The following is a 25,433-nucleotide window of genomic DNA, read 5'->3' as shown; positions in this document are numbered from 1 at the left end:
GGATGTCGGGGCCGGGTTTGATGGAGATGTCCCGTTCAGTCGTTTCACCTTTTGGAGGACCCAGCATGCGCGCAACCATCATGCACGCGCCCGGAGACGTCCGCGTCGAGGACCGTGACAAGCCCACCATCCAGAAGCCCACGGATGCAGTGATCAAGCTCGCTGCCGCCTGTGTATGCGGGTCCGATCTGTGGCCCTACCGCGGCGCCGACAGGATCTCCCGGCCCGTTCCCATGGGCCACGAGTACGTGGGGATCGTCGAGGAAGTCGGGGCCGACGTGAAGAACGTGACGCCCGGCCAGTTCGTCGTGGGGTCCTTCATCGCATCGGACAACACCTGCGAGATCTGCCGCTCCGGCTACCAGAGCGGGTGCGTCCACCGCCAGGGCGTCAGCGGTTCCCAGACGGAGTACCTCCGCGTCCCGCTGGCGGACGGCACGTTGGTGGCGACGCCGGGGATGCCCGACGCCGACAAGGTTCCCTCGCTGCTGGCCGCCTCCGATGTCCTCGGCACAGGATGGTTTGCCGCGAAGGCGGCCCAGGTTGGCCCCGGCAAGACAGTGGCAGTAGTGGGCGACGGCGCCGTCGGCCTTCTGGGGGTCCTCGCAGCCAAGCAGATGGGTGCCGAACGGATCATCGCCATGTCGCGCCACGAGACCAGGCAGGCGCTGGCGCGCGAGTTCGGTGCCACCGACATCGTGGCCGAGCGCGGTGACGCGGGGGTGAAGAAGATCAAGGAACTCACCGGCGGCCTTGGCGCACATTCCGTCCTGGAAGCCGTGGGTACGCAGGAATCGATGCTGCAGGCCATCCACGCCACACGCGCCGGCGGCCATGTGGGATTCGTGGGCGTCTCCCATGACGTGTCCCTGCCCGGCCGCGACCTGTTCTCCTCGCACGTCCACCTGCACGGCGGCCCCGCCCCGGTCCGGCAGTACCTGCCGGAACTGATCGACCTGATCCTCCGCGGCGAGATCAACCCCGGAAAAGTGTTCGACCTCGAACTGCCGCTGGAGCAGGCCGCAGACGCGTACAAGGCGATGGACGAACGCCGCGCCATCAAGGTGCTCCTCCGTCCCTGACCAGGTTCCTTTCAGGAACATCGCCGAGGGTAGGACTCCCAAGACCAGTTACAGCAGGGCCACGCTGGCCCGTCTTTTTCCGGGGTTTGCTCCGAACAACCCCGGTAGCATCGTGAATATCCCCCCAACAGATCACAGGAGAACCATGACTACCGTCAAGGCTTATGCATCCCCGTCCGCCACGGAGGACCTGGTGGCAACCACCATCGAGCGCCGCGAAGTGGGTCCCCACGACGTCCTGATCGACATCAAGTTCGCCGGCATCTGCCACTCGGACATCCACACTGTCCGCGGTGACTGGGGCCCGCAGCAGTACCCGCTGGTTCCCGGCCACGAGATCGCCGGCATCGTCACCGAGGTAGGCTCCGCCGTCACCAAGCACGGAGTGGGCGACCGCGTTGGCGTGGGCTGCATGGTCAACTCCTGCAAGGAGTGCGCCAACTGCCAGAAGGGCGAGGAGCAGTACTGCCTCAAGGGCAACGTTGGCACCTACGGCGCCGTTGACCGCGATGGCACCATCACGCAGGGTGGCTACTCCACCCACGTTGTGGTCACCGAAGACTTCGTGGTGACCATCCCCGAGGGCATCGACCTGGACGTCGCCGCACCGCTGCTGTGCGCCGGCATCACCACCTACTCGCCGCTGCGGCACTGGGGTGCAGGGCCCGGCAAGAACGTCGCAGTGGTCGGACTCGGCGGCCTGGGCCACATGGCCGTCAAGCTGGCCCACGCCATGGGCGCCGAAGTAACCGTGCTGTCCCAGTCGCTGAAGAAGCAGGAGGACGGCCTGAAGCTCGGAGCCGACCACTACTACGCCACCAGCGACGAGAACACCTTCTCCGAGCTCGCCGGCTCCTTCGACCTGATCATCAACACCGTCAGCGCCTCGATCGACATCAGCTCCTACCTGGGCCTGCTGAAGCTCGACGGCGCCCTGGTCAACGTCGGCGCCCCCGCGGAACCGCTTCCCGTCAACGCCTTCGCGCTGATCGGCGGACGCCGTTCCTTCGCCGGATCGATGATCGGCGGCATCCGCGAGACCCAGGAGATGCTCAACTTCTGCGCCGAGCACGGGCTGGGCGCCGAGGTCGAGGTCATCCCGGCGGAGAAGATCAACGACGCCTACGAGCGCGTGCTGGCATCGGATGTCCGGTACCGCTTCGTGATCGACACCGCCACCCTCTAAGGCACGGGCGTTCCCCTAAGGCTGAAGGCTCCGCAGGATTGATTCTGCGGAGCCTTCCACCGTGTTCCGGTAGTTGATGCCCGCCCACAGGTTCAGCCAGTCCGGCTCTCCTGCTGCCGCCGCGGCGGCCCGCAACGGCGTCGTGAGGTGGTGGATTTCCGGGTAGCCGTAGGGGGCGTCGCCGTCGTGGCGGCGCATGAACTCGTTGTAGAGGCCCCGCGCGTTGCGGCCGGAGAAGGCCCGGGTGACGGCCGTGGTGGTGAAACGGTCCGACGCCGACAAGGCCGCCCGGTGCGCGGGCTTGGTTCCGGCTTCATCAGCGCGGAGGAAGGCAGTTCCCGCCTGGACTGCCACGGCACCGACGGTCAGCGCGGCGCGGGTGTGGTTTGCCGTGGCAATGCCGCCCGCTGCCACCAGGGGAACCTCAAGGTCGGCGAGTTCGCCAAGGATCCCGTGGAGGGGCACCAGGGGAGGGGGCGCATCCGCCCTGAACGTGCCCCGGTGCCCGCCGGCTTCGGGGCCCTGGACACACAAGGCGTCGGCACCGGCGGCGAGAGCCTGCAGTGCTTCGCTGCGTTCGGTGACCGTGGCGATCACGTAGACCCCGCGCCGGTGGAGGGCTTCCACCACGCTGGCTTCCGGGAAGTCGAAGGTGAACGATGCGACGGCCGGCGCCAGCTCCAGCAAGGCCTCGAGCTTCTGGTCCCAGTCGTCGTCGTCATGCCGCGGCTCGCCCAGGGCCACCCCGAAGCGTTCAGCGTCCGGGGCCAGCGAATCGGCGTACTGCTGGAGGGTCGCCCGGCTGACGACCGATGCCTGGGGCACGAACAGGTTCACGCCGAAGGGCTTGCCTGTTTGTTCCCTCACTGCCGCGATCTCGGCCCGCATGGCCGCCGCAGTCTTGTAGCCTGCCGCGACGAAGCCCAGTCCACCGCCATTGCTCACCGCTGCTGCCAGTTGCGGGGTGGACGGTCCGCCGGCCATTGGCGCCTGGAGGACCGGGAGCTCCAGCGATTCAAACGTGAACCTGGTGTGCCTGTGCTGCGTTGCCATGGGCCCTTCCCGTCGTTTGGCTTTCCCTGACGAATGCTACGCCCGTCTGCAGGGGCAGCTAGGACGGGGGCGTTATCCGCACCACCGTAATCTTGACGGCCACCTCGCCGGGAGCCAGGTGGCGGCGCACCGCGGCAGCGACGGCCCGCACCACCTCCGGCGTCCGGGCGTCGGAGCTGACGCCGATCCGGACCGTGACCTCGGTGCGGCCCGCCTCCTCCCGGACCTCGACGAGCGGTGCCGCATCTGCGGAGTGCTGGTGCAGCAGGGAGGCCGCCCGGCCCGGAAGCCGCTGCCAAAGGTTCCGCGCGGGAAAGACCTCCGCGACGCCGTCGACCGCCATGATGGCTTCCTGCAGGGCCGTGCTCACGCTTCCTCCCGGGGTGTTTCGATGACGTCGGTGATGGTGATGTCGATTGCCGAGATGTTCAGTTCGGTATGGCGGGCCAGCGCCGCGGCCAGGTCCTGGCGGAGGGACGCCGCACTCGGCATGAGCGGGTGGCCGAACAGGACAGCCAGGTCCAGCCGGACCGCCACGGGGGCGCCAGGGACAGTGACGTCGCCGTCCAGTCGGACCTTGCCGGCCACGGCACCCGGCAGACGGTCCGCGACGGAACGCACCAGGGCAAGGACCGCCCCTTCGGTCTCGGACAGGGTGTCGGCAGGGTCCTCGGAGCGCAGCGGGATACTCCGTCCCGGCCGGAGCTCCAGTGCCAGGTTGGCCAGGATGGCCTTCATCCAGTCGTCGGTGCCGCTGCCGGCTGCCGCCAGGTCGCTGGCGAAAAGTTCGCCGCCGGCCGCGGAAAGCCGCCGGAGGGAGTCGAGGCCGTTCCGGCACTCGGGGCAGGATTCCAGGTGGGCCGGATCGGCGAATTCGCCCGTGTCCAGGTAGAGGCTCAGTTCCTCGAGCGTGTGGCCGCACTCGAACGTGTCGTTGGGCATGCTCATCGCCAATCTTCCATTTCGCGGACCAGTGTAATCCGGGCCCGGGCAAGCCGCCCCCGGACACTGGCAGGGCTGATGTTCAGGGTCCGGGCAATCTCGTCGTAGCTCTGGCCGTTGAATTCCTTCAGGATCCAGCAGCGCCGCTGCTCTTCAGGCAACGCGGACAGGGCCGCCTTCAGGGAGGCGATACCGGCGCCGGCAACGGCGGACGTTTCCGGCCCGGCCCCGGGGGAGACGGTGTCCGGCGGGGCCTCGCCGTCGGTCCCGGGCAGGCTGGCGTGGTTCCGGCGCCGGCGCAGCAGGTCGATGCTTCGGCTGCCGGTGAGCCGCAGCAGCCAGCCCTTCACCGCAGCGGGTTCGCGCAGCGTGTCCAGGTGCTGCCATGCCTGGACCAGCACCTCCTGCACCACATCATCGGCGTCCGCGTACGAACCCGTCAGCCGCCGGGCGGCCGCCCGCATGTGGGGGCCGTAGCGGCGGGCCAGCGACTCGAAAGCTGCCGTGTCGCCGTCGGCAGCCCTCCCTGCCAGGATGGCATCGGGGACCAGGTCCAACTGGTCCCGCATCAAGGGTGAACCTGTCACCGGATCCTGCTTTCACTAGCGGCGCGAACGCCGGACGCGCGGCAGGCACGTCCGTGGACCGCTGTGGCGGTGCCGCGGGCCTGCCGCTGGGATTGGCTAGTCCTTGTTGAAACCTTCTTTGACCTTGGTCGCGGCATCCCTAAAGTTGGTGCCGATGCCTTTGGCGGCATCCTTGACCTTCCCGCCGGCTTCCTGCAGCTTCGCCTGGGCCTGGTCCCGCTGGCCCTCGCGCTCCAGTTCCTCGTTGCCGGTCAGTTTTCCGACGCCTTCCTTCGCGGCGCCCAGGTGGTTGGTTGCCGCGTTGTTCAGCTTGTCGTCGAGTCCCATGGTGGTTCCTTTCCGTGTTTTTCCTGCTCAGCCCGCGCGGTGTGCGCCGGCCAGCTTTGTCCTGGTTCCACTTCCTATTCGGACCAGGACGGTGGGTTGATGACCCAGCAGTCCGTCCATTGCTTCCACCAGGTCTTCTGCGATGTCCGCCACCGGGCGGGGCGAGGCACCCTTGCGGGCCTGCAGCGTGAGCCGGAGGGCAGTGCCGCCGTCCCGGTTGGTCCGGGCGCGCCAGGCGGTGAGAGAGGTTCCGACGACGGCCCGGTTGCCCTCCAGTGCGTCTTCCACTGCGGCGGCCAGGTACGAGATGTCCACTGACGTGTCACCGAGTTCGGCGTCCTGTGCCAGGGCCGCGGTCCCGGTCCGGCCCCCGCCCTGCCGCGTCAGCCAGAAGACGCAGGCCGCGGCGCCGATGAGCGCCAGGGCGGGGACGGCGAGCGCCCACCAACTGCCCAGGGGCTCCGGTGCCGGTGCGGTGGGAAGCAGTGCATGCCAGGTGGCCAGCAGGCCGGCGCCGGTGGCGCCCCACCGGTCCCGGATGCCGGGCATCAGCCCGGCACCCGCTGCCAGCGCCCCGGCAGCCAGCAGCACAAGCCCGCTGACCGCCAGGAGGGCTCTGTTCATGACCCTGTTGGTGCTGTTCATCGTCCCACTGCTCCTTCCGCGGTGACCCGCACCTGCACGGGGAGGGTTTTGCGAAGTCCCAGGGCCGCCACTTCTTCAGCCGCGGCCGCGGTGAGGGCGGCCGGGTCCAGGGTGATGCCCGACGTCTGCCGGACCGTGACCAGCGCGCGGCGCCGGGTGATGGTGGTGGCCACCTGCTCCGGGGCGAGGTTGGCGGCCAGCCGCACCTGGCGCGAAACGGCGGCTGCGATTGCTTCGTCGTCCACGACCAGGGCGGCACGGTTGCTGGACATGGCCCTCCGGCCCCGGCGGCCGCCCGTTGCTGCGGCGAGCAGCAGTCCGGCACCGGCCAGGGCAAGGACAGTTCCGGCCGCCGCCAGGGCCGCCGGCAGGACTGCCTGCGGAAGCCCCGCCGCGAGCGCCGCGATCCGTCCCGGGGATGCGAGCAGGGCGGGCTGGCCCAGCAGGGGGAGGACGCTTTCGGTGCCCAGCCACAGGCAGGCCGCCAGCAGCAGGACTGCGGTGAGGACGGACAGGCCCGTACGCGTCGAATGGGTTTCCCTGCGGATGATCCTGTTAATGTTGCGCGCCCGGTTCACGGTTTCCTGTTCCGTCCGGGGTCCACCCGGTTTTCCCGGGCGGCCCGGCCTCCTGCTCCAAGGCGGATGTTGATGCGGCCGCACTGCAGTCCGGTGATCCTCTGGCCCAGCGAGGAAATCTTCAGCCGGGCGGTGCTTGCCCGTTCGAACACCGACTGCTGCCCCCGGGCGCCCGGCACCAGGAGCGGAGGCGGCGGGAGCCGGACCAGGAGGTCCACTCCCAGCTTCCCGGCGTCGTCCTGCAGGGTGGCGTGCACGTCGTCCCGCCCTATCCCGAACGCGCCGGCCGCCACTGCCTCCAGGGCGTGGCGCAGGGCCGGCGGTGCGATCCGGGTGTGGCCCGGGCGTGGGTTCGCCTGGATGGTCACGACGACGAGCGCCGGCCGCGCAGCGCGTCCAGGACCGCGGCAAGGTCCAGCCGGCCTTCAGCGGCCCTGCCCAATACGGCTCCTGTTCCCATGAAGAGCGCCGTGAGCAGGAAGCCCCAGAAGCCGAAGGCCAGGGCGGCCAGCGCCAGGACGGCCCCGGCGGCCGTGCCGGTAACCACCGGGGTCATGCAACCCTCGGTTCGCGGCCGGCGTCGTCCGTGTCCTCACCATCGGACGGAACGTGGATGTCCGTGATGGTGATGTTGACTTCGGTGACCTCCATGCCCACCAGGTCCTCCACGGCGGAGTAGACCGCGTCGCGGGCATTGTCGGCCACCTGCTGGAGGGGATGCGGATACTCCACGACGAGGGTGACGTCCACTGCGACCTGGGTCTGGCCGACCTCTACCTGGACGCCCTGCGTCAGGTCCTTCTGGCCCACTTTCTCGCGGAGGTTTCCGAAGGCACGGGCTGCGCCGCCGCCCAGGGCGTGGACGCCCTCAATTTCCTGGATGGCGATACCGGCGATTTTGGCAACCACGCCGTCCGCCACGGTGGTACGGCCACGGCCGTCCTGGCCGTTGGAGGAGGAAAGTTCATGGGCGGGGGCGGCAGGGCTCTTCTTCTGCTGGACCGGTGCGGGGGTTTGCGTCTGCGTGGTCATGGCGTCGCTCCTTCTCGTTCGGGAACAGGGTTCCGGGGCGCCTCGTGCGCCCTCACAGGTAAGGACGCAGGCAGGGAGGGAATCGTCACGCAGAAACTTGTGTGATCGTCGTCACTTTTGTTTCCGGGCAGCAAAAAGGACGCGGACGACGCCGGGTGGATCCCGTCGTCGTCCGCGTCCTTCGCTGGGGCTGCTTACAGGGCCAGTGCCGGCTCGTCCCCGCGCACGCTCAGTGTGAAGGTGTTTGGGCCGCTGCAGTGGACAGCAATGCGGCAGGTGGTGGTGTTGTGGCGTGAAGAGAGCTCGGAAACCGCGGAATCGAGGGTTTCGTGCAGTGATGCGCGGTCCCAGATCTTCAGGGTCACGGATTCGGCAGCGTTAAACGTCATTGTTCAGTACTTTCCTGTCTCAAGCCGGTTGTCTGCCGGCGGTGGCCTGTCCGCGCTCGGAGGGTCGGTGGCCTGCGCTCACCGGTGGGCCTCGTTGCGTCACCAGGATGTCAAGGGCGGATGGTCCGGCCCTGCCTAACCATAGTGCCTGTGCCGGATCGGCCGGCTCAACCAAATCGTGCATTTATTGCGAGTGAATCTCATCACGTGTGATCCGCAGCACAGCTACTCGTCGAAGTAGGCAGTGATCTTCTGCTCGCCCGAAATCGAGGTGATGACGGTTCTTGCCACTTCCCGGAGCTTGATGTTCCGGGTGTTTGACGCGCGGGTCAGGATGCTGAAAGCCGTATCCCGGTCGCACCGGTTCTGGGCCATGATCGCCCCCACGGCCATGTCGATCACGGTGCGTGACTGCATGGCTGCGGCCAGGTCATGCCTGGCCTCGCTCAGCTGGGATATCCGCAGGATCAGCCGCAGCGAACTGGCGGCCTGGGCTGCGAACGATTCAACGGTGGCGATGTCCTCGCCGGAGAACCCGTTGCTCCGGCCCGAGTAGAGATTCAAAACCGCTTCCGCGTCGCCTGCAAGATCCAGGGGGACGGCGAGGATGGAGGAGACGCCGTGCCGGGCGGCGGTCCGGATGTAGGGTCCCCAGCGGTTTTCGGCGGCAAGGTCCGGCACCAGGAGGGTGGTTCCCTGGCGCAATGCCGTAAGGCAGGGGCCATCGCCAAATCCGTTCTGCAGCTCGTCCAGCGCCTTTGCCGCAGCATCGCTGGCCGCCACGGCCTCGGGCCTCTTGTGCCGCAGCACAGTGACGCCGCTGTGGATGGAGTTGCCCGGGGCGGACAGCCGTGCACTGGCCAGGAGAGCCAGTTCGGTGAGGAAGCCCTTGATGTCCGGGCTTTCCAGCACCAGTTGCTGCAGCGACAGTTCCGCATCTCCCAGGGGTTGCCCATCGGGGTCCTGGAACGGCCGCCCTTCGCCGGCGGTCATTGGTCCCCACCCTCGGACAATTCCCTCATGGCCGTGGCAATCAGGCCCACCTGGGCCGCCGGAAGATGGAGCGCTTCGTTGAGGTAGGCGTCAAACGACATCTCGTCGGCGTCGCCACCGAGGCCGTAGTAGTACGTCCAAAGTTTCATCAGCGGGACCTGGGTGTTGCGGAACCGCCGGGCCACATCCTTCCGCTGCTCATCGGCCTCCAGCAGTTTGTCGGGGCCCCCGGTCCAGTCGGCGTTCATCCCTGCCGTCCAAGCGGCGGGGCGGACAATTGCCCGCCGTCCACGATTTCACGTGCGATCTCTTGGATCCTGCGGTTGCTCGATGTGGCAGCCACATGCAGGAGGTCAAGGGCGTCGTCCCGGCCGCCGCGGGTCTGGAGCATGACCAGGGAGACTGCGGCGTCCACCAGGGCCCGGGATTGAAGCGCGGCACGCAGGCCGTCCGGGAACACCTCGGGTGCGTGCAGCCTCAGGGCCAGGCGAAGGATGCGGGACATGGAGCCCGCGTGATCCTCGATCCGGGCCACCGTGCCCGGGTCGAAGGCGTGCATGGTGTGCGCGTAGCAATTCAAGGCTGCCTTGGAGGCGGCGGCCGTGGCGATAGGGACGGCCAGCACCGAGTGCACATCGTCCCTGGCGATGACTTCCAGGTACTGGCCCCAGCGCTCGTCGCCGGGGAAGTCATTGACCAGTACGGTCCGCTGACCCCGAAGCGCCGTGAGGCAAGGGCCGGCGTCCAGGGCGTACTGGGTCTCGTCCAGCCTGTGTCCCTCCTCGCTGCTGCACGCAACCGTGGAAGGTGCGCCATCGCGCTCAACGGTTATGGAGCACTCCAGGGTGCTGCCGTCAGTACGAAGCCGCGAAGCGGAGATGGTTGCCAGCCCGAGGAGGAACTCGGGGAAGCCGGGGCTTTCCAGCAGCAGGTCCTGGTACTCGTCGGCGGCGGTCAGTGCATTGTTTCCGGCCATCTGGCCTCGATCCATAGTTGCGCCAGAAGTTGCCTGTCCTGGCTGGCGGCCGCCGCTCTTGGCGCGGTGGGCCTGTTTATTCAACCTCCGGATCGTGTCGCCATCCCGAAATCTCCTACCTTCGACACTACGCCCTTGGGGATCGATCTGGTATAGCTCCCTTTTTGGCCTCCCCGCCCGGAGCCTGCCCGCCTACGGACCCGCCGTCGTCGTCCCCGGTTCGCTGCCGCCGTCGTTGTCCCGCTCTGCCTCCGCCCGGTTTCCCCGGCCCTCCACGTTCTCAGTGTCTGGCTGGTCCGCAGCGGATCCATCATCGGGTTGGTCCGTGCCGAAGTCGTCGGAGTAGGGGGCGTGGGGGCGTGGCAGGTCGTCGATGAGTTCGTTGGCGGCCAGCGCCAGCAGGTCGCGCTGGATTGCCGGCAGCGAGAGCAACCCCTGCAGATAGGCCTCCACCTCATATTCGCCCGCATCGCCGGACAGGCTGAAATACTTCAACCACAGGGCGGAAGGGGAGATGTCTGCTGCCTTCATTGCCGCCCGGAGCCGACGCCGCTGTTCCGGCTCATTCGGATCGAAGCCCACAGGGCCGTTCCTAGTCCCGGAGGGCCGGCGTCCCGGCCAATATCGAGGCGCTGATGTCCTGCAGCGGACTGCCGGTTTCACGTGCTTTCCGCATAAGTTGCTGCAGCGCCTCTCCGTGGGTGAGCCCATGCCGTTCCATAAGCACGCCGCACGCGCGGTTGACCAAATCCCGGCTGTAGAGGGATGCCTGCAGCGCCTCCGTCATCCGGTGGGGAGCTTCGGTGGCCTGGATGTGTGAGATCAAGGTGGCCGCGGGGGCAGCGAAGAGTTCCACCAGTCCCGGACTGGAGGGGCCGTACACCCCAGCGGTTGCCGCATACAGTTTCAGTGCGCCAATGGACTCCTTGCCCGCAAGGAGCGGGACACTGACAACTGAGCGGATCGGAAGGTGCCGGACTGCTGCCTGCCACGCCGGCCAACGCCCGTCGCCCCGGAGGTCCTGCACCAGCACTGGCGACTCCGTGGCCCACGCTGTCAGGCAGGGACCCTCACCGTGCTGGTACTGGGCCGCGTCGGCCAGTTCCACCGTCTTATCGGTGTAGCCGCTGCTGGTCCGCCTTCCCCGGGCATCCAGCAGCGACACCCCGGCACCGATGGTTCCCGTCACGGATTCCTTGGCGGCGAGGGCCAGGTACTGGACAGCGTCTGTGACCTTTTCCTCGGTCAGCAGCAGGCCCTGGATGCGCGCAATGACAGTGCCGAGTTCATCAAGCGGAAGTTGCTGCGCCATGCCCCCAGCATAAGCCCATTCCGCTGCCGCGCAGGGGCGGGGAACCGTAAGATGAACCCCATGCTGAATCCTGCCAAGAGTGTAACGGTCCAGCACCTCCAGGAGGTCCTGGTAGGTGCCGAGGATGCCGTGGAATTCCTCTCCGGACTCTCGGGGATGGCGGCAGCTGCCGTCTCCGAGGCAGCCGGGGATGATGTCGAGTGCGCAGTCACCCTGAAGCTTCGGCGGCGCCCCACGACTGCGGCCGGCAGCAGCGCCAAGGCCCTGGAACTGGACCTCATCGAGCAGGCGCTGGGGGACGGACCCTGCATCAGGGCGCTGCGCGAGATGGCGCCCGTGCTGATTGACGACGTCGCGCGGGACAGCCGGTGGACCATATACAACCAGGAACTGGTGAAGCGGGGCGTGCACAGCACCTTGGGCGTTCCACTGGAGATCAGCGGCGAGGCCAGCGCCGCCCTGAACTTTTTCGCCACACGGCCGGGAGTGTTCACGGCGGACGTTTACGACAAGGCAGCGGGCTTCGCGGCTGCTGCCCACAACACCTTGCACCTTTCGGTCCGCATCAGCACGGCGCAGAACAGGGCTGATGACCTGGAGGCCGCCCTGGAAAGCAGGACTGCCATCAACCTGGCCTGCGGCGTCATTATGGCGCAAAACCGGTGTTCGCAGGAGGAAGCGATGGAAATCCTCACCAAAGTCTCCAGCAACCGGAACCGGAAGCTGAGGGACGTGGCCAGGGAATTGATCGAACAGCTCTCCGGAGGCAGTGTCCAGACCCACTTCGACTCCTAGCCTGCGACTGGGTTGCCAACTGTCCTGGCCCCGTCAGGTGCCGGCGCGGATGGAGACGACGGCGCCATTGGCTGCCTTGCGGATGTCCCAGGCGTTGCCGCTGCCGATGACCCGGTACCCATCAGCGCCGCCTGGTTCCAGCACCACTGCCGTGTCCTCATCAATGGCGACCGCCCACTCCACCCGGCCCGCCGCCACGGCGCCCACTGCGCGGCTTACCGTTCCCGCCTGCGCGGCGTGGACATCCACCGCGAACGGCACCACTCCCAGGCCCGCCCGGACCTCCACAGCCTCCAGGCCTTCCGAGCATTCCTCCCCGCACACGTCCACACCGTTGATCTGGTAGCCGCCGATCAGTGCGCGGCGCGGCGCCACCATGGCCCCGGCGGAAAACCCCAGGTAGGGGCTGCCGGCGGCCACCAGGCGGGAAAGGGCGGCGGCCGCGGGGCGGAGGCCTTCCCAATAGGCCGGCGTCAACCCGCCCCCCACCACCACGCCGTCCACGCCATCGAATGCGGCTGGATCCGCCGGCGTGCCCCCGCCGAGCGGGATGGCCACGATCCCGCAGCCCAGCCTGGCCTGGAGTGGAGCCGAGCAGGGCTCCATGAGCTCCTCCAGGCTCCCGCCGCGGTGATGCACAGCCACGGCAATCCGGGCAGCCCGGCCGGGTGCAGCATGCCGGCTGATGGCATCCGCAAACTGGTCAAAGACGGCCGGAAAGCCCAGTGGATCAGGGCCTGCCCCCGCAAGGAAGATGCTCATGGGCTTCAAGATACCTGGCTCCGAACCGCCCTGCGGGGAAGATGGAAGAAGCCTTTGACTTGGGCTCGCCCGGGGGATATCGTACAACCAAATGGTTGTAGATCAGCTCCGTGAGGCCGAACTGGACCGCCTCTTCCAGGCGTTCGCCGATTCCACCCGCCGAGACATTGTCCGCCGGGTGACCGTCGAAGAGTCCTCAGTCTCCGGGCTCGCCGCCCTCTACGCCATGAGCTTCGCCGCCGTCCAAAAGCATGTGGCGGTGCTGGAGCGCGCCTGCCTCGTCACCAAGGAAAAGCGCGGAAGGGAACAGATCGTGCGGGGCAACCATGAAGGACTCCAGGAAGCCCGCCGGCTGCTCGAGGACTATGAACAAGTCTGGCGGCAGCGCGCCGACCGGATGGCCCGGATTCTCACTGAAGGTTAGGAAGGCAATGCCATGACAGTCATCAGTACGGATAAGAACCCCGAGGCCCTGAGCCTCACCCTCGTTGCCGAGTTCGACGCCGGCGTGGAACGCGTCTGGCAGCTCTTCGAGGACCCGCGGCAGCTGGAGCGCTGGTGGGGTCCGCCCACCTATCCGGCCACCTTCTACAAGCACGACTTTGTTCCGGGCGGCCGCGCCAGCTACTACATGACCGGCCCCGAAGGGGACAAGGCCCACGGCTGGTGGGAGTTCACCAGCATCGACTCGCCGCGCCAGCTTGAGTTCGACGACGGTTTTGCGGACAGCGACGGCAACCCCACCGGGGAGTTCGGCATCAGCCACGCCACGGTCAGCCTGGAACCGCTGGGGGAGCGGACCCGCATGACCATCCACTCGAAGTTCGAGTCCGAGGAGCAGTTGGAGCAGATGATGGCAATGGGCATGGAGGAGGGCCTCAAGGAAGCGGTCGGCCAGATCGACGGCATACTTGCCGAGCACGCCAACGCTTGACATTTCAACCCCCACCACCTTTGCCACGGCGCAAGTGGGCGGACGACGGCGGGACGTTCCGTCGTCGTCCGCCCGCCCCGGGCGTTGAACGCGCAGGCCGGCCGCTGAATACTGGAGGTTGGGACCCGGCGAGGGAAGGCGGTGGCAGCGATGAGCGGCGGGGCAGGGGATTTCCGCAGGCGCCTGGAGCGGGCGGCCGAGGTGCGGTCATACCGTGGCGCCGCCATCAGCGCCGAGGAGGAAGCCGCGCTGGATGCCCTCGACGCGCAGGAGCGGGAAAAGCGCAGGAAAGTCAGTGATGCCGCCCGCGCGGAATACCTGGTCCGCGATGCCATGGCGCAGGGCAAGTTCGACAACCTGAAGTATGCGGGCAAGCCAATTCCCGGCCTGGGCGAGTCGTACGATCCCGACTGGTGGGTGAAGGGGCTGATCCAGCGGGAGAACATCAGCGGGCTGGGCCCCGCGGCCATCCTGCTCCGCGCTGAGGACGCCGAACTCGACGCCAGGCTGGACGCCCAGTACACCGAGCAGCAGGTCCGGGACATCCTGCAGGATTTCAACCGGCGCGTGATCGACGCCCGCCGGCAGCTGCAGGGCGGGCCGCCGGTTGTCACCAAGACCCGTGACGTGGACGGGGAAGTGGAGCTTTGGCGCAGCCGCAGGGCCGCGCGGGCAGTGGAGGATCCTGTTGTGCCGGAACCGGAACGCTCGTGGTGGAAGCGGCTGTGGAAAGGAGCGGGCTAGGTCGCATCCAGATCCACCAGGAAGTGCCACGTGCCTACGGCCTGTAGTTGGGATTGGGCCCAATCATCGAAGCCGGCGGTGGCGCGAACGGGGCTGCGGGATACAGCGGTGCCACCTTGAGCATGTAGTTGGCCCACTGCGGCCCGGCAATCATGTACCCGTCAAGGCGGGGATAGAACGTGCCGTTGATGGTCACGTTCTGCCCTGCCCGTTTTTGGCCTTCCAGTGCATCGCCGAAGAAGGACGCCGTGACAAGGCCGGAGGTGTAGCCCACCACCCACGTGGACCCGTTGTTGTTGGAGGTTCCGGTCTTGGCGGCGGTGGGCACTTTGTCCTGTACCTTCGGGTTGATCCAGACACCGGACCCCTTCTTCAGGACGTCCTGGAGCACTGAGTTGACGCCGCGGGCCACGTCGGGCTTGACGGCGTCGCGGCAGTCGGGGGCCTGGGCGGGCAGTTTGACCCCTGCCGCATCGGTTACCTCGGCCAGGGCGATCGGCGCACAGTAGCGGCCCTCTGTGGCGAAGGTGGCAAAGGCGTTCGCCAGGGTAAGCGGAGCCACGCCCGTGCCGCCCAGGAGGTTGCCCAGCTGGTGCATGTTGACGGGGGCGCTGTCCAACCCACTGTGCAGGCCCACGGAGTCCACCATTTTTTGGATGCCGCAAAAATCGAGCTGGGCTGCGGAGGCGAACGTGGCGGTGTTGATGGAGTTGTACAGGCCATAGTTGACGGGCATCGGTCGGTAGAAGCCGTCCTCGGCGTTCTGCAGGTCATCGGCAGCGCCAAGGGCCGGGTTGGCCTGCGCCGTGCTGTAGGCTCCCAGCACCTTCCCGCAGCTGTCCTTCCACGGGAAACCCAGGGGATAGACCCTGCGTGAGGCATCCACTTCCGCGGTAAGCGCCTTGCCCTCGTTCAACCACTCCGCGAAGGTAAAGGGCTTCATGGTGGAGCCCGGCTGGAACCCGCCGGCGCCGTTGAGGTCGTTGCCCTGCGCGTCCTTGGCGTCCACGTTAAAGTTCAGGTTGGTATCGAACTTGCCCGGTTGGGGCAGGAATACCGTGTTCTGGGCCATGGCCAGGATCTTGCCGCTGCCCGGCTGCAGGGTCAGGAGCGAGGCTGCCCACCGGTCCGGATTTGCGCCTGCTGTCCCGTCCACCTGGGCCTGGGCGGCGGCCTGGAGCCTGCTGTCCAGGGTGGTGACGATGGTGAGGCCGCCGCGGTACAGCCTCCGCTCGCGCTCAGCCTCGGTGGCGCCGTAGGCGGGGTTGTTCAGGATCAGATGGGAAATGTAGTCGCAGAAGTAGGGCGCCATCGCGGCATTGGCGCAGCCCTGCTGCTGCGGGGTGATCTTCAACTCGATGGGGGTGGCCACTGCTGCGTCATACTGGGCCTGCGTGATCTTCTGCAGGCGCAGCATCTCGGAAAGGACTTGGTTCCGGCGCACGATCGACTTGTCTGGATTGGTGGCCGGGTTGTACAGGGTGGGGCTGTTGACCAGCCCGGCCAGCAACGCGGCCTGGGGCAAGGTCAGGTCCTTCGCGGTGGTGCTGAAGAAGTAGCGTGCCGCGGCTTCAATCCCGTAGGCGTTGCTGCTGAAAAACACGATGTTGAGATAGCCCTCGAGGATCTGGTCCTTGGTGTACTTCTTCTCCAGTGCGATGGCGAGCTTCATTTCACGCAGTTTGTCGCCGAAGTTCTTCTGCCCGTTAAGCACCACCGCGTCCGGCCTGTCCTGCGAGAGTTGCGCCTCGTTCAGTACGTTGGTGACGTATTGCTGTGTGATGGTGGACGCGCCTTGCTCGCCGCCCTTGGTCAGGTTGGACACCAGCGCGCGCAGGATGCCCTGCGGATCCACTCCGGCGTGGATGTAGAACCTGCTGTCTTCGATGGCGATGATGCCGTCCTTGATGAAGGGCGACATCTGGTCCAGCGGAACCTTGACGCGGTTTTCGGCGTAGAAGGTGGCGATTGCCTGCCCGTCGGAGGTCAGGACTTTGGTGGCCTGCGACGGAGGCTGGACTGTCAGTTCCGCGGGCAGGCTTTCAAAGAAGCCAATGGACGAACTGACCCCCATGCCCGCCGCCGCCACGGCCGGGACCACCAGGCTGGCTGCCAGCACGCCGCACATGACACTCGCTGCGAGGAACCCCAGGACCCTTCCCAGGGCTGCACCAAAACCGCGCCTGCGCTTCCGCCTCTTTGCCATTCCTCAGCCCCCGTGCTCGAAGGTGCGACCAGAATACGCTCCTGCCAAGGGGTGGAACAGGTCCTTGAAGGTCAGGATTTGGTCACGCCACCCTATTGACCAGTGATAGCTACCGACATATCGTTAACTATCGCTGAAATAGCAGCGATAAACCGATACTGAAAGGACGATGCCACCATGAAAGGCATATTCGAAGAAAAACACGAGGGCCCGGAATTCGGCAACGGCCGGTTTGAGCGGGAGAGGGGCCGCCGGGGGCCGCACGGCCACCGCGGGCCCGGCTTTGGCCCGGGGTTCGGTCCCAATTTTGGTCCTGGGTTCGGCCCCGGCTTCGGTCCCGGGTTTGGTCCGGGTTTTGGACGCGGCGGACGGAGGGCCAGCCGGGGCGATGTCCGTGCGGCCATCCTCTCACTCCTGGGAGAGGCCCCGTCCAATGGTTACGGGCTGATCAAGACCATCGCGGCGAAGACCGGCGGAATGTGGCGTCCCAGCCCGGGATCCATCTATCCCACGCTCCAGCAGTTGGTGGACGAGGGGCTGATCGAGGCCGTTGGTGAGGGCCGTGGAACAGAGTTTGCGCTGACGGACGCCGGCAAAGCCTACGTCGCCGAACACGCTGAGGAGATGGAGAACGCCTGGAACGCTGAACCGGACAGTGCCGACAGGGACTTCCACCAGAGCATTGCCAAGCTCATGGGCGCCATCCATCAGTTCCGCACCGGAGTGAGCGAGGAGCAGCGGGCTGCCGCGATGGAGAAGTTGGACGAAACGCGCCGCGCGCTCTACAAGATCCTTGCGGATTAGGGCCGGACTTACGCGAAGGAGTCTTCCTTGGCGTGCCGTTCAGCGGGAGCTGGAGCTGTTGGAATGTGGGCGGCGGCGTGGCGCAGGGGGTTGAAGCCGGCTCCGATCTCACCGAAGGCGTAGGCGGTCTCTGCGTGCTCGGCGAGGTCCACGCCGGCGGTCTCGGCCTCGTGGCTGACACGGAAGCCGACAGTCTTGTGGATGACCCGGGCGATGACCGCGGTTCCAACCCCGGACAGCAGGAGGGTGATGACCACTGCGGCCACCTGGGCGATGAGCTGCTGGACACCGCCGCCGTAGAAGAGGCCGCCGCCCTGGCCGTTCACCGGGAGGGCGATGAACCCCAGCGAGAGGGTGCCGATGAGGCCGGCGCCAAGGTGGACACCCACCACGTCCAGGGAGTCGTCAAGGCCGAATCGGTACTTGAGGTCCACGAACACGCAGCAGGCGGCTCCGGCTACCAGGCCCAGGCCGATAGCGGCCACCGGGCTGATGTTGGCGCAGGAAGGGGTGATGGCCACCAGCCCCGCCACCACGCCGGAGGCTGCACCCAGGGAGGTCGGGTGTCCGTGGCGGATTTTTTCGGTGACCAGCCAGCTCAGCATGGCCGCGGCAGGAGCCACCAGGGTGTTGATCCAGATCAGGCCGGCCTGTTCCACGCTGGTGGCAGCTCCACCGTTGAAGCCGAACCAGCCAAACCACAGGATTGCCGCGCCGAGCATGATGAAGGGCAGGTTGTGGGGGCGGTGGTTGGGGTCCTTCGCGAATCCGTGGCGCTGGCCAACAATGACCGCCAGTACCAGGGCTGCTGTTCCCGAACTGATTTCCACCACGGCGCCGCCGGCGAAATCAATGACCTGGCCGAAGATGTCCGTGACAGCCCCGCCTGCGCTCATCAGCCCGCCGCCCCAGATCATGTAGGCGAGGGGGCAGTAGATGAGGGTGATCCATACGGGCACGAACAGGACCCAGGCGCTGAACTTGGCCCGGTCGGCGATGGCGCCACTGATCAGGGCCACAGTGACAATGGCGAAGGTGGCGCTGTAACCGGCTTTGAGGAGGTCCGGTGAACCCATCAGGTCCTGCAGGCCAAAGCTGGTGAAGGGGTTGCCGAACAGTCCCAGGATGCCGTTCCCGGTGGTCATCGAGTAGCCCCAGAGGACCCAGACCACGCCGACAATCCCCGCCGAGATGAAGCTCATCATGATCATGTTCAGGGCGGCCTTGGCGCGGGTCATGCCGCCGTAGAAAAGGCCGAGCCCGGGGGTCATCAGGAGGACCATTGCGGCCGAAATCATCAGCCAGACGTGTTGGGCAGTGATTTCCACCGGTGGGTCCCTTCGCGATGTGAACGTGGTGCGGGACCCGTTTGGCCCCGCCGTATTTCCCCCGGGATCCATTTTTCGCGGCGTGTGTTTCAACCAATGCCGCCTAAAGTTGCGGCCACGTTACACAAATCGCCCATGCGTGAAGTTCACGTATCAGCTATGTTTCAGGCATGTAAACGGCTTCTCCTCCGCTGCCGTCTGCAGCGTCCCTGGACCCGGCCCCTTCCCCGCCGCCGCAGGCCGGAAGGGCCCGCAGCAGGTGAGGTCCGCCGTCGCACGTCCGTGGTGCCGCCTGTTTCGGCGCCGTGAACGGCACCTCACCCGCTAGAAGGTGCGGGCGTTGGCCAGGACCGGCAGGGTGGCCCGGACTTCCTCCACGGTTGACGGATCGATGTCGACGACGGCGAGTTCGGGCTTCCCGCCCAGGGCCACCACGGGCTTCCCCAAGGGCGTGACCACCGCGCTGTGCCCGATTCCGGTGGGCGCGGTGCCCGCCGGGCCGGCGCCCACCGTTTGCGGATCGCCCTGGCCGCACGCCACCACGAAGGTGGTGCTGTCCAGCGCCCGGGCCCGGACCAGCAGGTCCCACTGGTCGGCCTTGCCGGGACCTGCACCCCATGATGCGCACACGATGTTCACCTGGGCGCCTGCATTGGCGTTCGCTGTGAACAGTCCCGGGAAACGGACGTCGTAGCAGGTGGCCAGGCCGAACACGGTCCCATCCAACTCGAACGTCACCGGGGCCTCCCCGGCGTCCACCGTTCTTGATTCCGTGAAACCAAAGGCGTCAAAAAGGTGGACCTTGTCATAGGAAGCCTCCACCCCGGGTCCGGTGACCAGGAGAGTGTTACGGACCCGGCCGTCCTTACCCGGCGTGAACATGCCGGCCACGATGGTGATCTCCAACTCAGCGGCGATCCTGCGCACCTCGCCGGCCCAAGGCCCGTCCACGGGCTCGGCGATGTCCTTCAGGGAATGGCCAAAGGCGCGCATGGTCGCCTCGGGAAAGACCACCAGCCGTGCCCCGGCGTTCTTGGCCTGGGCGGCGTACTCCCAGACGAGTTCCAGGTTGGCGGCGGGGTCGGCACCGCTGATGATCTGCGCTACTGCAATCCGCATTACTGCCTGTAACCCTCCACTTCGCTGATGGGGCGTGCCTCGGCGTCGTTCGGGTTCTCGCCCGAATCCTTCTTGGCCCGCCGTTGGCGCAGCAGGTCCCAGCACTGGTCCAGGCTTTCTTCCACGTACTTCAGCCGTGCCTGATCTGGCGCCTGCCCGTCACCCGTGCCTTCGCGCAGCGAGTGTTCCTCCTCCACCAGGGCCTGGATGTGCGTCAAAATGTCCTGATCATTCATGGTTTCCCCTTACTCCGGTCCGGTCCCCTTCAGCGTACGTACCCGGTGCTGAAGGAGCCAGCCCTTGAGCTGTACCATCAACTTCATGCCCACTGCGCTCGATATGGCAGGTCCCATCCTGGAAGTGCTGACCTGGTTGTGCCTGCCCGCGGGGCTTGGGCTGCTCTTCTACACCGGATTCCTTCGCCGCTTCGTGCATCCCTGGGACGTTGCCGAGGCCGTGGTGTACTCGGATTCCACCGGAGTGGGCTTCCGCTGGTTCGACCGCAAGCACCAGGTGCACCACGCCCCCATGTCCCCCTACGACATCAGGGACTTGGCCGCGGGCGACACCCTGCCCATCTATTACCACCCCAAGCGCCCGACGCAGTGGCAGACCACCAGGCCGGAGGAGGCAGGCAGGACGGCCTCGGTCCTGGGCCGCTGCCTGACGGCAATCGGCGCCGTGGCGCTGCTGGCCGGTTTCGTCCTGCCGATGTTCTAGCTGACCAGGACCACCAGAATTCCCATGCATCCCAGCGCAACGCCAGCAAAGGCAGTCCAAAGGACGGCGGGCAGGTCGGCTTCGATGCTTTCCCCTGCCAGGCCGTGGGACCTGGCCCGGTAGCGGCGGCGCTGGGTGAGGTAGATGGCAAGGGCAGCGCTGCCGGAGATCACCGGCAGCATCAGGATGGGCGCGCCGTAGGTGGGGAGCCAGCGAAGGAAGAAAGCGCTCGCCGTGGCCAGCGCCAGCATGGTCCGCCCCCAGGCGAGGGCGGTCCGCTCGGGCTGGAGGCCGGGATCGCCGTGCGGGTTGGGTGCGCGTGATGCCACAGGGTCAGCGCCAGAGGATGAAGACCAGCACGACGGCGGCGGCCAGCGCGCCTGCCCCGGCCAACAGGGGCACAAAAAGCGGCAGCGGCAGCGGCGCCTTGTTGCGCATGCTCCGTTCCACCCGGAGCCACCGCAGGGCGGCACCACCGCTGAGCATCATGCCCAGCAGCAGCAACAAAATTGCCAGGCCTTTCCGGACGGGTTCGATGAAGAGGCCGGAGGTGAAAGCCTCGATGGCGATTCCGCCTGCGAGCAGGGCCAGCGATGTCCGGATCCAGGCCAGGAAAGTGCGTTCGTTCGCCAGCGTGAAGCGAGGGTCCGGTTCTTCGCCGCCGGGCAGCAGCCGTTCGGCCATTCTTCCGCGCGACGGCGGGACGGCGGGCTTGGGGGGCTGCTCACTGTTGATCACCGGGCCAGTTTAGCCGCGGGCCGGGGAGCGCCCGCCGGTCAGGACGCGTGGCGGAGCGCCGCTTTGCCGGCCAGGTGATCCCCAATGGGCAGGGCAGCAGTTGCGGCAGGGGAGGGAGCGTTCAGTACGTGGATCATCCGGTCTGTCTCCGCCAGCAGGAAGTCGTGGAGGAGCGTTCCGTCCCGGCGCACAGCCTGCGCGCGGATGCCTGCCTCGAACGGCAGCAGGTCCGCTTTGGCCAGCCCCGGGGCGTATTTGCGGCACTCCTGAAGGTAGCTTCCCTTAAACAGCGAGTTGCGGACCTCGCGCACAGCGGTGGCGGCATTGGACCGCGCCACATGCCACAACCCCGGAAAGCGCACATAGCGGCCCACGTCCCTGAGGTCCACCGAGAACTTGGGATAGCCCTCCCGGGACAGGCCCAGCACAGCGTTGGGTCCCACCGTGATGCTGCCGTGGATGGTGGGAGTCAGGTGCACCCCCAGGAAAGGCAGGTCCGGGTCCGGCACCGGGTAGATGAGGTGCGTAACGTAGTCCGACTTGGCGTCCGGCAGTTCAAAATATTCTCCGCGGAAGGGGATGATCTGCACATCGATCTTCATTCCGGCCAGTTCGGCGAGGCGGTCCGACTGCAGGCCAGCGCAGGCCACCAGGCGGCGGCAGGAGTAGAGGTCCTGGGCTGTGCCCACGTCCACGCGGTCCGAATGCTCCACGATTGAGCCCACCCTGGCCCCGGTGACCACCCGGCCGCCGGCAGCGGAAATGAGTTCTGCCAGTTTCTGCGCCACCTCCTGGTAGTCCACGATCCCGGTGCTGGGGATGAACAGGGCGCCCAGGCCTGAAACGTTGGGTTCGCGCCGGTTGAGTTCGCCCCGGCCAAGGCGCTCGCGTTCCAGCCCATGGACAGCCGCGCGTTCCTCCAGGCGGTCCAGCCTGTCCAGCTCCACGGCGGACGTTGCCACCAGCAGCTTGCCCGGCTCGGCGTACCTGATGCCGTGCTCCCGGCAGAATTCCTTGGTTTGCTGCGAGCCCACCTTGCTGAACCGTGCCTTGAGGCTGTCCGGGGCATAGTAGATGCCGGAGTGGATGACGCCGCTGTTGTGTCCGGTCTGGTGTGAGGCCAGGGACTCCGCGGCTTCAAGCAGGACCAGCGAAGCTCCCGGTTGCTTCCGCAGCAGCTGGTAGGCGGTTGCCAGTCCCACGATTCCGCCGCCGATAACGCAGTAGTCCACCCGGTCCACAGGTCCCGCCTTTCGTCGTGGCTAGATTTTAGCCACTGCCGCTGCCCGCGTACCCCTGGCTATCCGCCGCTGCGGGGAGCAAACATGATCACGGCAACCCCCAGGAGGCAGACCAGGGACCCGGCGACGTCCCACCGGTCCGGGCGGAAGCCGTCAAAGGCCATGCCCCAGGCCAAGGAACCGGCAACGAATACGCCGCCATACGCCGCCAGAATCCGGCCGAAATGGGCATCGGGCTGGAGCGTGGCCACGAAACCGTAGGCGCCCAGCGCGATCACGCCAAGCCCGGCCCACCACCAGTCCTTGCCTTCGCGCACTGCCTGCCACACCAGCCAGGCCCCGCCTATTTCAGCCGCAGCAGCCAGTACGAACAGCACGATGGTCTTGAAAATATTGACAGTCTCGCCCGGAATACCCACGCAGCCATCATCCCAGCCGGGAATGCGGCGGAGTCCCGGCCTTTGATGGTGCCGATAAGACCCAGGGAACCTTTTGCGAGACCGAACCGTTACTCTTTAAGTGCGGTGTGGGGGCTTCGCGCGCCCAACTACACTGTGACTGCTGAACGGTCATATGACGGAGAGAGAGAAATATGGCTCGCGCCGCCCTAGGCTTTGACGCATGATCCGGTTACGACAGCTGGCGCAGGCGGCAAGCGTGCTGACCACGCCCCTGGCGCCGGAAGACGTTCTCTCGCTTTTCAACCCCGTGTACTCGGCCCGGCAGCTCCGCGGCGTGGTCACCCGGGTGGTCCAGGAAACCGCGCAGTCGGCCACCATCTTCTTCCGTCCCGGCCGTGGCTGGAAGGCACACCTTGCCGGGCAGTGGGCCCGCATCGGCGTCGAACTTAACGGGGTCCGCCACTGGCGCTCCTACTCACTCAGCGCCCCCGCGGGCAAGGACCCGGCCATCACCGTCACCGACGTCGGTGCCGTCTCCGGAACCCTGGTGCGCACCACCAAGCCCGGTGACGTCCTGTTCCTGGCCCCGCCGCAGGGGGACTTCGTCCTTCCGGAGCACCCCCGGCCCCTCCTCATGGTCACCGCCGGCAGCGGCATAACTCCGGTGATGTCCATGATCCGCACCCTCGTGCCGCGGCGTCCGGATGCCGACGTCGTCCTGGTCCACTCGGCGCGCACGCCCGGTGACAGCCTGTTCCGTGAAGAACTGGCAGAGCTCGCAGACCAATTCCCCAATTTCCGCCTGGCGCACTGGTACACCGGAGAGCAGGGCCGGATGGACTTCTCCAGCACCCGCGAGCTGGACGAGATCTGCCCCGACTGGAAAGAGCGGGCAGCTTACGCCTGCGGCCCGGACAGCTTCCTGGACGACGCCGAGGCGCTGTGGAAGCGCGCGGCCTTGACCACGCGTGCCCCCGGGACCGACGTCGCACTGGCCGGCGATGCCGGCAACCTGATGATCGAACGCTTCAACACCACCTTCAACGCAGGCGTGGGGCACGATGGCGGCCTGGTCACCTTCGAGGCCTCAGACCGCGAGGTGGAGGCCGACGGCGACACCCCCATCCTGGACATCGGCGAGGACGCCGGGGTGCTGATGCCCAGCGGCTGCCGCATGGGGATCTGCCACAGCTGCCTGACTCCCCTGCTGGCAGGCCAGGTCCGCGACCTCCGCACTGGGGAAATCCATGGCGAACCCGGCCAACTGATCCAAACGTGTGTTTCGGCAGCCGCCGGACCCGTCAACCTCGAACTCTGAGGAGCAGTACCGTATGACTGTCATCTCACCCACGAAGACCACCGCCGCCGCAGGTGCCAGCGCCGGCACCTCCAGGACCCGCCCCGGAAAACTGGCCGAATCGGGAAGCCCCACCGTCCGGCCGCCCGCTGCCGCCCACCTCACCGACGAACAGGTTGCTGAGCTGGGCCGTGAGCTCGACGCCATCCGGGACGAGGTCCTGGGCAAGCGCGGGGCGGAGGACGCCGCCTACATCCGGCGGATGATCAAGATCCAGCGCGGCCTGGAGCTCTCCGGCCGCGCCGCCCTGCTGGTGGGGAAGAACAAGGCCGCCTGGGTCACGGGCACCACGCTGCTGAGCCTGGCCAAGATCCTGGAAAACATGGAATTGGGCCACAACATCCTGCACGGCCAGTGGGACTGGATGCGGGACCCGGACATCCATTCCACCACCTGGGAATGGGACTTCGTCACCCCGTCCCGGTCCTGGCAGCACACCCACAACGACCTGCACCACCGCTGGACCAACGTGGTGGGCAAGGACAACGACGTCGGATACAACCTCCTGCGCATGGACGAGCAGCAGCCGTGGAAGCCCATCAACCTGGCCAATCCGCTGTTCAACGCCATCCTCGCCCCGGTCTTCGAATGGGGCATCGCCATCTATGATCTCGAGCTGACCGAGTACCGGGAGGGCACCAAGTCCAAGGAGGCCCTGCTCAAGGACCTCAAGGCCCTGGGCAAGAAGGTGGTCACCCAGTTCACCAAGGACTACGCCGCCACCCCTGCCCTTGCCATGCTGACCGGTTCCGCGAAGCAGGCCCTCTTCGGGACCATCGCAGCCAACGCGATCCGCAACGTCTGGGCGCACGCCGTCATTTTCTGCGGCCACTTCCCGGAAGGCACCGACACCTTCACCGAAGAGATGGTGGACGGCGAAACCCGCGGCGACTGGTACGTCCGCCAGATGATCGGGTCCGCCAACATCTCGGGCTCCAAGTTCATGCACCTCATGACGGGCAACCTCTCGCACCAGATTGAGCACCACCTCTTCCCGGACCTGCCCTCCAACCGTTACGCGGAGGTGGCGCCGAGGGTCCGCGAAATCTGCCAGCGCTACGGCCTGAAGTACACCACCGGCCCGCTCCTGAAGCAGGTGGGTTCGTCCTGGGCCAAGGTCTTCAAGCTGGCGCTGCCCGGAAAGGCTGCCCGGGCCTAGGCCGGAAATCCCATCAACGCAGA

Annotated in this window: 35 protein-coding genes; 10 read left to right on the top strand and 25 right to left on the bottom strand. The window is 66.8% G+C overall.

The window, feature by feature from the left end:
* The first annotated feature begins 65 nt into the window (after positions 1-65).
* Together ACFVTD_RS08165 and ACFVTD_RS08160 are read left to right on the top strand one after the other, a co-directional pair.
* The gene (locus ACFVTD_RS08165; RefSeq protein ID WP_387560705.1) at positions 66-1,082 is read left to right on the top strand and encodes a zinc-dependent alcohol dehydrogenase family protein; all 1,017 of its coding nucleotides are present in this window, start codon (positions 66-68) and stop codon (positions 1,080-1,082) included.
* 145 nt (positions 1,083-1,227) lie between these two features.
* Entirely contained in the window at positions 1,228-2,268 is a 1,041-nt protein-coding gene (locus tag ACFVTD_RS08160) for an NAD(P)-dependent alcohol dehydrogenase (protein ID WP_387560702.1), read from the top strand.
* A 15-nt stretch (positions 2,269-2,283) separates the two neighbouring features.
* On the opposite strand, the gene ACFVTD_RS08155 is transcribed toward ACFVTD_RS08160, so the two are convergent.
* From ACFVTD_RS08155 to ACFVTD_RS08080, 16 genes are all read right to left on the bottom strand, one after another.
* Entirely contained in the window at positions 2,284-3,321 is a 1,038-nt protein-coding gene (locus ACFVTD_RS08155) for a nitronate monooxygenase (RefSeq protein WP_387560699.1), read from the bottom strand.
* Between the two features lie 58 nt (positions 3,322-3,379).
* Positions 3,380-3,691, bottom strand: a complete 312-nt coding sequence (locus ACFVTD_RS08150) for a hypothetical protein (RefSeq protein WP_387560696.1) — start codon at positions 3,689-3,691, stop codon at positions 3,380-3,382.
* Complete coding sequence (locus tag ACFVTD_RS08145) at positions 3,688-4,269, bottom strand: Asp23/Gls24 family envelope stress response protein (RefSeq protein WP_387560694.1); 582 nt, start codon at positions 4,267-4,269, stop codon at positions 3,688-3,690. The genes ACFVTD_RS08150 and ACFVTD_RS08145 overlap by 4 nt, the downstream gene beginning before the upstream one ends.
* Positions 4,266-4,832, bottom strand: a complete 567-nt coding sequence (locus ACFVTD_RS08140; RefSeq protein WP_387561701.1) for an RNA polymerase sigma factor — start codon at positions 4,830-4,832, stop codon at positions 4,266-4,268. Before ACFVTD_RS08140 ends, ACFVTD_RS08145 begins: the two co-directional genes overlap by 4 nt.
* A 114-nt stretch (positions 4,833-4,946) precedes the next feature.
* Complete coding sequence (locus ACFVTD_RS08135; RefSeq protein WP_387560691.1) at positions 4,947-5,177, bottom strand: CsbD family protein; 231 nt, start codon at positions 5,175-5,177, stop codon at positions 4,947-4,949.
* Positions 5,178-5,204: 27 nt separating this feature from the next.
* Positions 5,205-5,822, bottom strand: a complete 618-nt coding sequence (locus tag ACFVTD_RS08130) for a hypothetical protein (RefSeq protein WP_387560688.1) — start codon at positions 5,820-5,822, stop codon at positions 5,205-5,207.
* Positions 5,819-6,400 (bottom strand): hypothetical protein, encoded by a 582-nt coding sequence (locus ACFVTD_RS08125; protein WP_387560685.1) that lies wholly within the window; start codon positions 6,398-6,400, stop codon positions 5,819-5,821. The genes ACFVTD_RS08130 and ACFVTD_RS08125 overlap by 4 nt, the downstream gene beginning before the upstream one ends.
* On the bottom strand, positions 6,397-6,768 hold the full coding sequence (locus ACFVTD_RS08120; RefSeq protein ID WP_387560682.1) for a hypothetical protein: 372 nt from the start codon (positions 6,766-6,768) through the stop codon (positions 6,397-6,399). Before ACFVTD_RS08120 ends, ACFVTD_RS08125 begins: the two co-directional genes overlap by 4 nt.
* Positions 6,765-6,956, bottom strand: coding sequence for a DUF2273 domain-containing protein (locus tag ACFVTD_RS08115; RefSeq protein WP_387560679.1), 192 nt, complete (start codon positions 6,954-6,956; stop codon positions 6,765-6,767). The genes ACFVTD_RS08120 and ACFVTD_RS08115 overlap by 4 nt, the downstream gene beginning before the upstream one ends.
* On the bottom strand, positions 6,953-7,432 hold the full coding sequence (locus tag ACFVTD_RS08110) for an Asp23/Gls24 family envelope stress response protein (RefSeq protein ID WP_387560676.1): 480 nt from the start codon (positions 7,430-7,432) through the stop codon (positions 6,953-6,955). The genes ACFVTD_RS08115 and ACFVTD_RS08110 overlap by 4 nt, the downstream gene beginning before the upstream one ends.
* A gap of 194 nt (positions 7,433-7,626) precedes the next feature.
* Positions 7,627-7,821 carry a hypothetical protein gene (locus ACFVTD_RS08105; RefSeq protein WP_387560673.1) on the bottom strand — a complete coding sequence of 65 codons (195 nt, stop codon included), beginning with the start codon at positions 7,819-7,821 and terminating at the stop codon, positions 7,627-7,629.
* Between the two features lie 225 nt (positions 7,822-8,046).
* Positions 8,047-8,814 (bottom strand): ANTAR domain-containing protein, encoded by a 768-nt coding sequence (locus tag ACFVTD_RS08100; RefSeq protein WP_387560670.1) that lies wholly within the window; start codon positions 8,812-8,814, stop codon positions 8,047-8,049.
* Positions 8,811-9,062, bottom strand: coding sequence for a hypothetical protein (locus tag ACFVTD_RS08095; RefSeq protein ID WP_387560667.1), 252 nt, complete (start codon positions 9,060-9,062; stop codon positions 8,811-8,813). The genes ACFVTD_RS08100 and ACFVTD_RS08095 overlap by 4 nt, the downstream gene beginning before the upstream one ends.
* A complete protein-coding gene (locus ACFVTD_RS08090; protein ID WP_387560664.1) occupies positions 9,059-9,790 on the bottom strand; it encodes a GAF and ANTAR domain-containing protein in 732 nt (243 codons plus the stop codon). Before ACFVTD_RS08090 ends, ACFVTD_RS08095 begins: the two co-directional genes overlap by 4 nt.
* Positions 9,791-9,982: 192 nt before the next feature.
* Positions 9,983-10,372, bottom strand: a complete 390-nt coding sequence (locus ACFVTD_RS08085; RefSeq protein WP_387560661.1) for a hypothetical protein — start codon at positions 10,370-10,372, stop codon at positions 9,983-9,985.
* A gap of 10 nt (positions 10,373-10,382) precedes the next feature.
* Positions 10,383-11,102 carry a GAF and ANTAR domain-containing protein gene (locus ACFVTD_RS08080; RefSeq protein WP_387560658.1) on the bottom strand — a complete coding sequence of 240 codons (720 nt, stop codon included), beginning with the start codon at positions 11,100-11,102 and terminating at the stop codon, positions 10,383-10,385.
* 60 nt (positions 11,103-11,162) lie between these two features.
* Between ACFVTD_RS08080 and ACFVTD_RS08075 the strand changes: the two genes are divergently transcribed.
* Entirely contained in the window at positions 11,163-11,897 is a 735-nt protein-coding gene (locus ACFVTD_RS08075; RefSeq protein WP_387560655.1) for a GAF and ANTAR domain-containing protein, read from the top strand.
* Positions 11,898-11,930: 33 nt separating this feature from the next.
* Here ACFVTD_RS08075 and ACFVTD_RS08070 read toward each other — a convergent pair whose 3' ends face one another.
* Complete coding sequence (locus ACFVTD_RS08070) at positions 11,931-12,659, bottom strand: Type 1 glutamine amidotransferase-like domain-containing protein (RefSeq protein ID WP_387560652.1); 729 nt, start codon at positions 12,657-12,659, stop codon at positions 11,931-11,933.
* Positions 12,660-12,750: 91 nt separating this feature from the next.
* Between ACFVTD_RS08070 and ACFVTD_RS08065 the strand changes: the two genes are divergently transcribed.
* The 3 genes from ACFVTD_RS08065 (at position 12,751) to ACFVTD_RS08055 (ending at position 14,337) form a co-directional block, all read left to right on the top strand.
* A complete protein-coding gene (locus tag ACFVTD_RS08065; protein ID WP_387560649.1) occupies positions 12,751-13,083 on the top strand; it encodes an ArsR/SmtB family transcription factor in 333 nt (110 codons plus the stop codon).
* Between the two features lie 12 nt (positions 13,084-13,095).
* Positions 13,096-13,593, top strand: a complete 498-nt coding sequence (locus tag ACFVTD_RS08060) for an SRPBCC domain-containing protein (RefSeq protein WP_387560646.1) — start codon at positions 13,096-13,098, stop codon at positions 13,591-13,593.
* Between the two features lie 150 nt (positions 13,594-13,743).
* On the top strand, positions 13,744-14,337 hold the full coding sequence (locus ACFVTD_RS08055) for a DUF1992 domain-containing protein (RefSeq protein WP_387561698.1): 594 nt from the start codon (positions 13,744-13,746) through the stop codon (positions 14,335-14,337).
* 34 nt (positions 14,338-14,371) lie between these two features.
* On the opposite strand, the gene ACFVTD_RS08050 is transcribed toward ACFVTD_RS08055, so the two are convergent.
* A complete protein-coding gene (locus ACFVTD_RS08050; RefSeq protein ID WP_387560643.1) occupies positions 14,372-16,543 on the bottom strand; it encodes a transglycosylase domain-containing protein in 2,172 nt (723 codons plus the stop codon).
* 177 nt (positions 16,544-16,720) lie between these two features.
* Here ACFVTD_RS08050 and ACFVTD_RS08045 point away from each other — a divergent pair, with 177 nt between their 5' ends.
* On the top strand, positions 16,721-17,347 hold the full coding sequence (locus ACFVTD_RS08045) for a PadR family transcriptional regulator (protein ID WP_387560640.1): 627 nt from the start codon (positions 16,721-16,723) through the stop codon (positions 17,345-17,347).
* Between the two features lie 8 nt (positions 17,348-17,355).
* Here the strand turns inward: ACFVTD_RS08045 and ACFVTD_RS08040 are convergent, their stop codons facing one another.
* The 3 genes from ACFVTD_RS08040 to ACFVTD_RS08030 form a co-directional block, all read right to left on the bottom strand.
* Positions 17,356-18,675 carry an ammonium transporter gene (locus ACFVTD_RS08040; protein WP_387560637.1) on the bottom strand — a complete coding sequence of 440 codons (1,320 nt, stop codon included), beginning with the start codon at positions 18,673-18,675 and terminating at the stop codon, positions 17,356-17,358.
* A gap of 324 nt (positions 18,676-18,999) precedes the next feature.
* Complete coding sequence (locus ACFVTD_RS08035) at positions 19,000-19,794, bottom strand: carbon-nitrogen hydrolase family protein (protein WP_387560634.1); 795 nt, start codon at positions 19,792-19,794, stop codon at positions 19,000-19,002.
* Positions 19,794-20,030, bottom strand: coding sequence for a DUF2630 family protein (locus ACFVTD_RS08030; protein ID WP_387560631.1), 237 nt, complete (start codon positions 20,028-20,030; stop codon positions 19,794-19,796). The genes ACFVTD_RS08035 and ACFVTD_RS08030 overlap by 1 nt, the downstream gene beginning before the upstream one ends.
* A gap of 85 nt (positions 20,031-20,115) precedes the next feature.
* Here ACFVTD_RS08030 and ACFVTD_RS08025 point away from each other — a divergent pair, with 85 nt between their 5' ends.
* Positions 20,116-20,514 (top strand): hypothetical protein, encoded by a 399-nt coding sequence (locus tag ACFVTD_RS08025; protein WP_387561695.1) that lies wholly within the window; start codon positions 20,116-20,118, stop codon positions 20,512-20,514.
* On the opposite strand, the gene ACFVTD_RS08020 is transcribed toward ACFVTD_RS08025, so the two are convergent.
* From ACFVTD_RS08020 to ACFVTD_RS08005, 4 genes are all read right to left on the bottom strand, one after another.
* Positions 20,511-20,843 carry a DUF202 domain-containing protein gene (locus tag ACFVTD_RS08020; RefSeq protein ID WP_387560629.1) on the bottom strand — a complete coding sequence of 111 codons (333 nt, stop codon included), beginning with the start codon at positions 20,841-20,843 and terminating at the stop codon, positions 20,511-20,513. The two genes, ACFVTD_RS08025 and ACFVTD_RS08020, sit on opposite strands and share 4 nt — an antisense overlap.
* Before the next feature lie 4 nt (positions 20,844-20,847).
* Positions 20,848-21,198 (bottom strand): YidH family protein, encoded by a 351-nt coding sequence (locus tag ACFVTD_RS08015; protein ID WP_141161464.1) that lies wholly within the window; start codon positions 21,196-21,198, stop codon positions 20,848-20,850.
* A 92-nt stretch (positions 21,199-21,290) separates the two neighbouring features.
* On the bottom strand, positions 21,291-22,493 hold the full coding sequence (lhgO, locus tag ACFVTD_RS08010) for an L-2-hydroxyglutarate oxidase (protein ID WP_387560626.1): 1,203 nt from the start codon (positions 22,491-22,493) through the stop codon (positions 21,291-21,293).
* Positions 22,494-22,552: 59 nt separating this feature from the next.
* Positions 22,553-22,912, bottom strand: a complete 360-nt coding sequence (locus ACFVTD_RS08005; protein ID WP_387560623.1) for a YnfA family protein — start codon at positions 22,910-22,912, stop codon at positions 22,553-22,555.
* Between the two features lie 202 nt (positions 22,913-23,114).
* Here ACFVTD_RS08005 and ACFVTD_RS08000 point away from each other — a divergent pair, with 202 nt between their 5' ends.
* Positions 23,115-24,212, top strand: a complete 1,098-nt coding sequence (locus ACFVTD_RS08000; RefSeq protein WP_387560620.1) for a ferredoxin reductase — start codon at positions 23,115-23,117, stop codon at positions 24,210-24,212.
* Positions 24,213-24,225: 13 nt separating this feature from the next.
* On the top strand, positions 24,226-25,410 hold the full coding sequence (locus tag ACFVTD_RS07995; protein WP_387560617.1) for a fatty acid desaturase family protein: 1,185 nt from the start codon (positions 24,226-24,228) through the stop codon (positions 25,408-25,410).
* Positions 25,411-25,433: the final 23 nt, after the last annotated feature.

The sequence above is a fragment of the Pseudarthrobacter sp. NPDC058119 genome (assembly GCF_042884655.1).
Taxonomy (GTDB): Bacteria; Actinomycetota; Actinomycetes; order Actinomycetales; family Micrococcaceae; genus Arthrobacter.
This window is presented reverse-complemented; position numbering and strand designations above follow the sequence as displayed.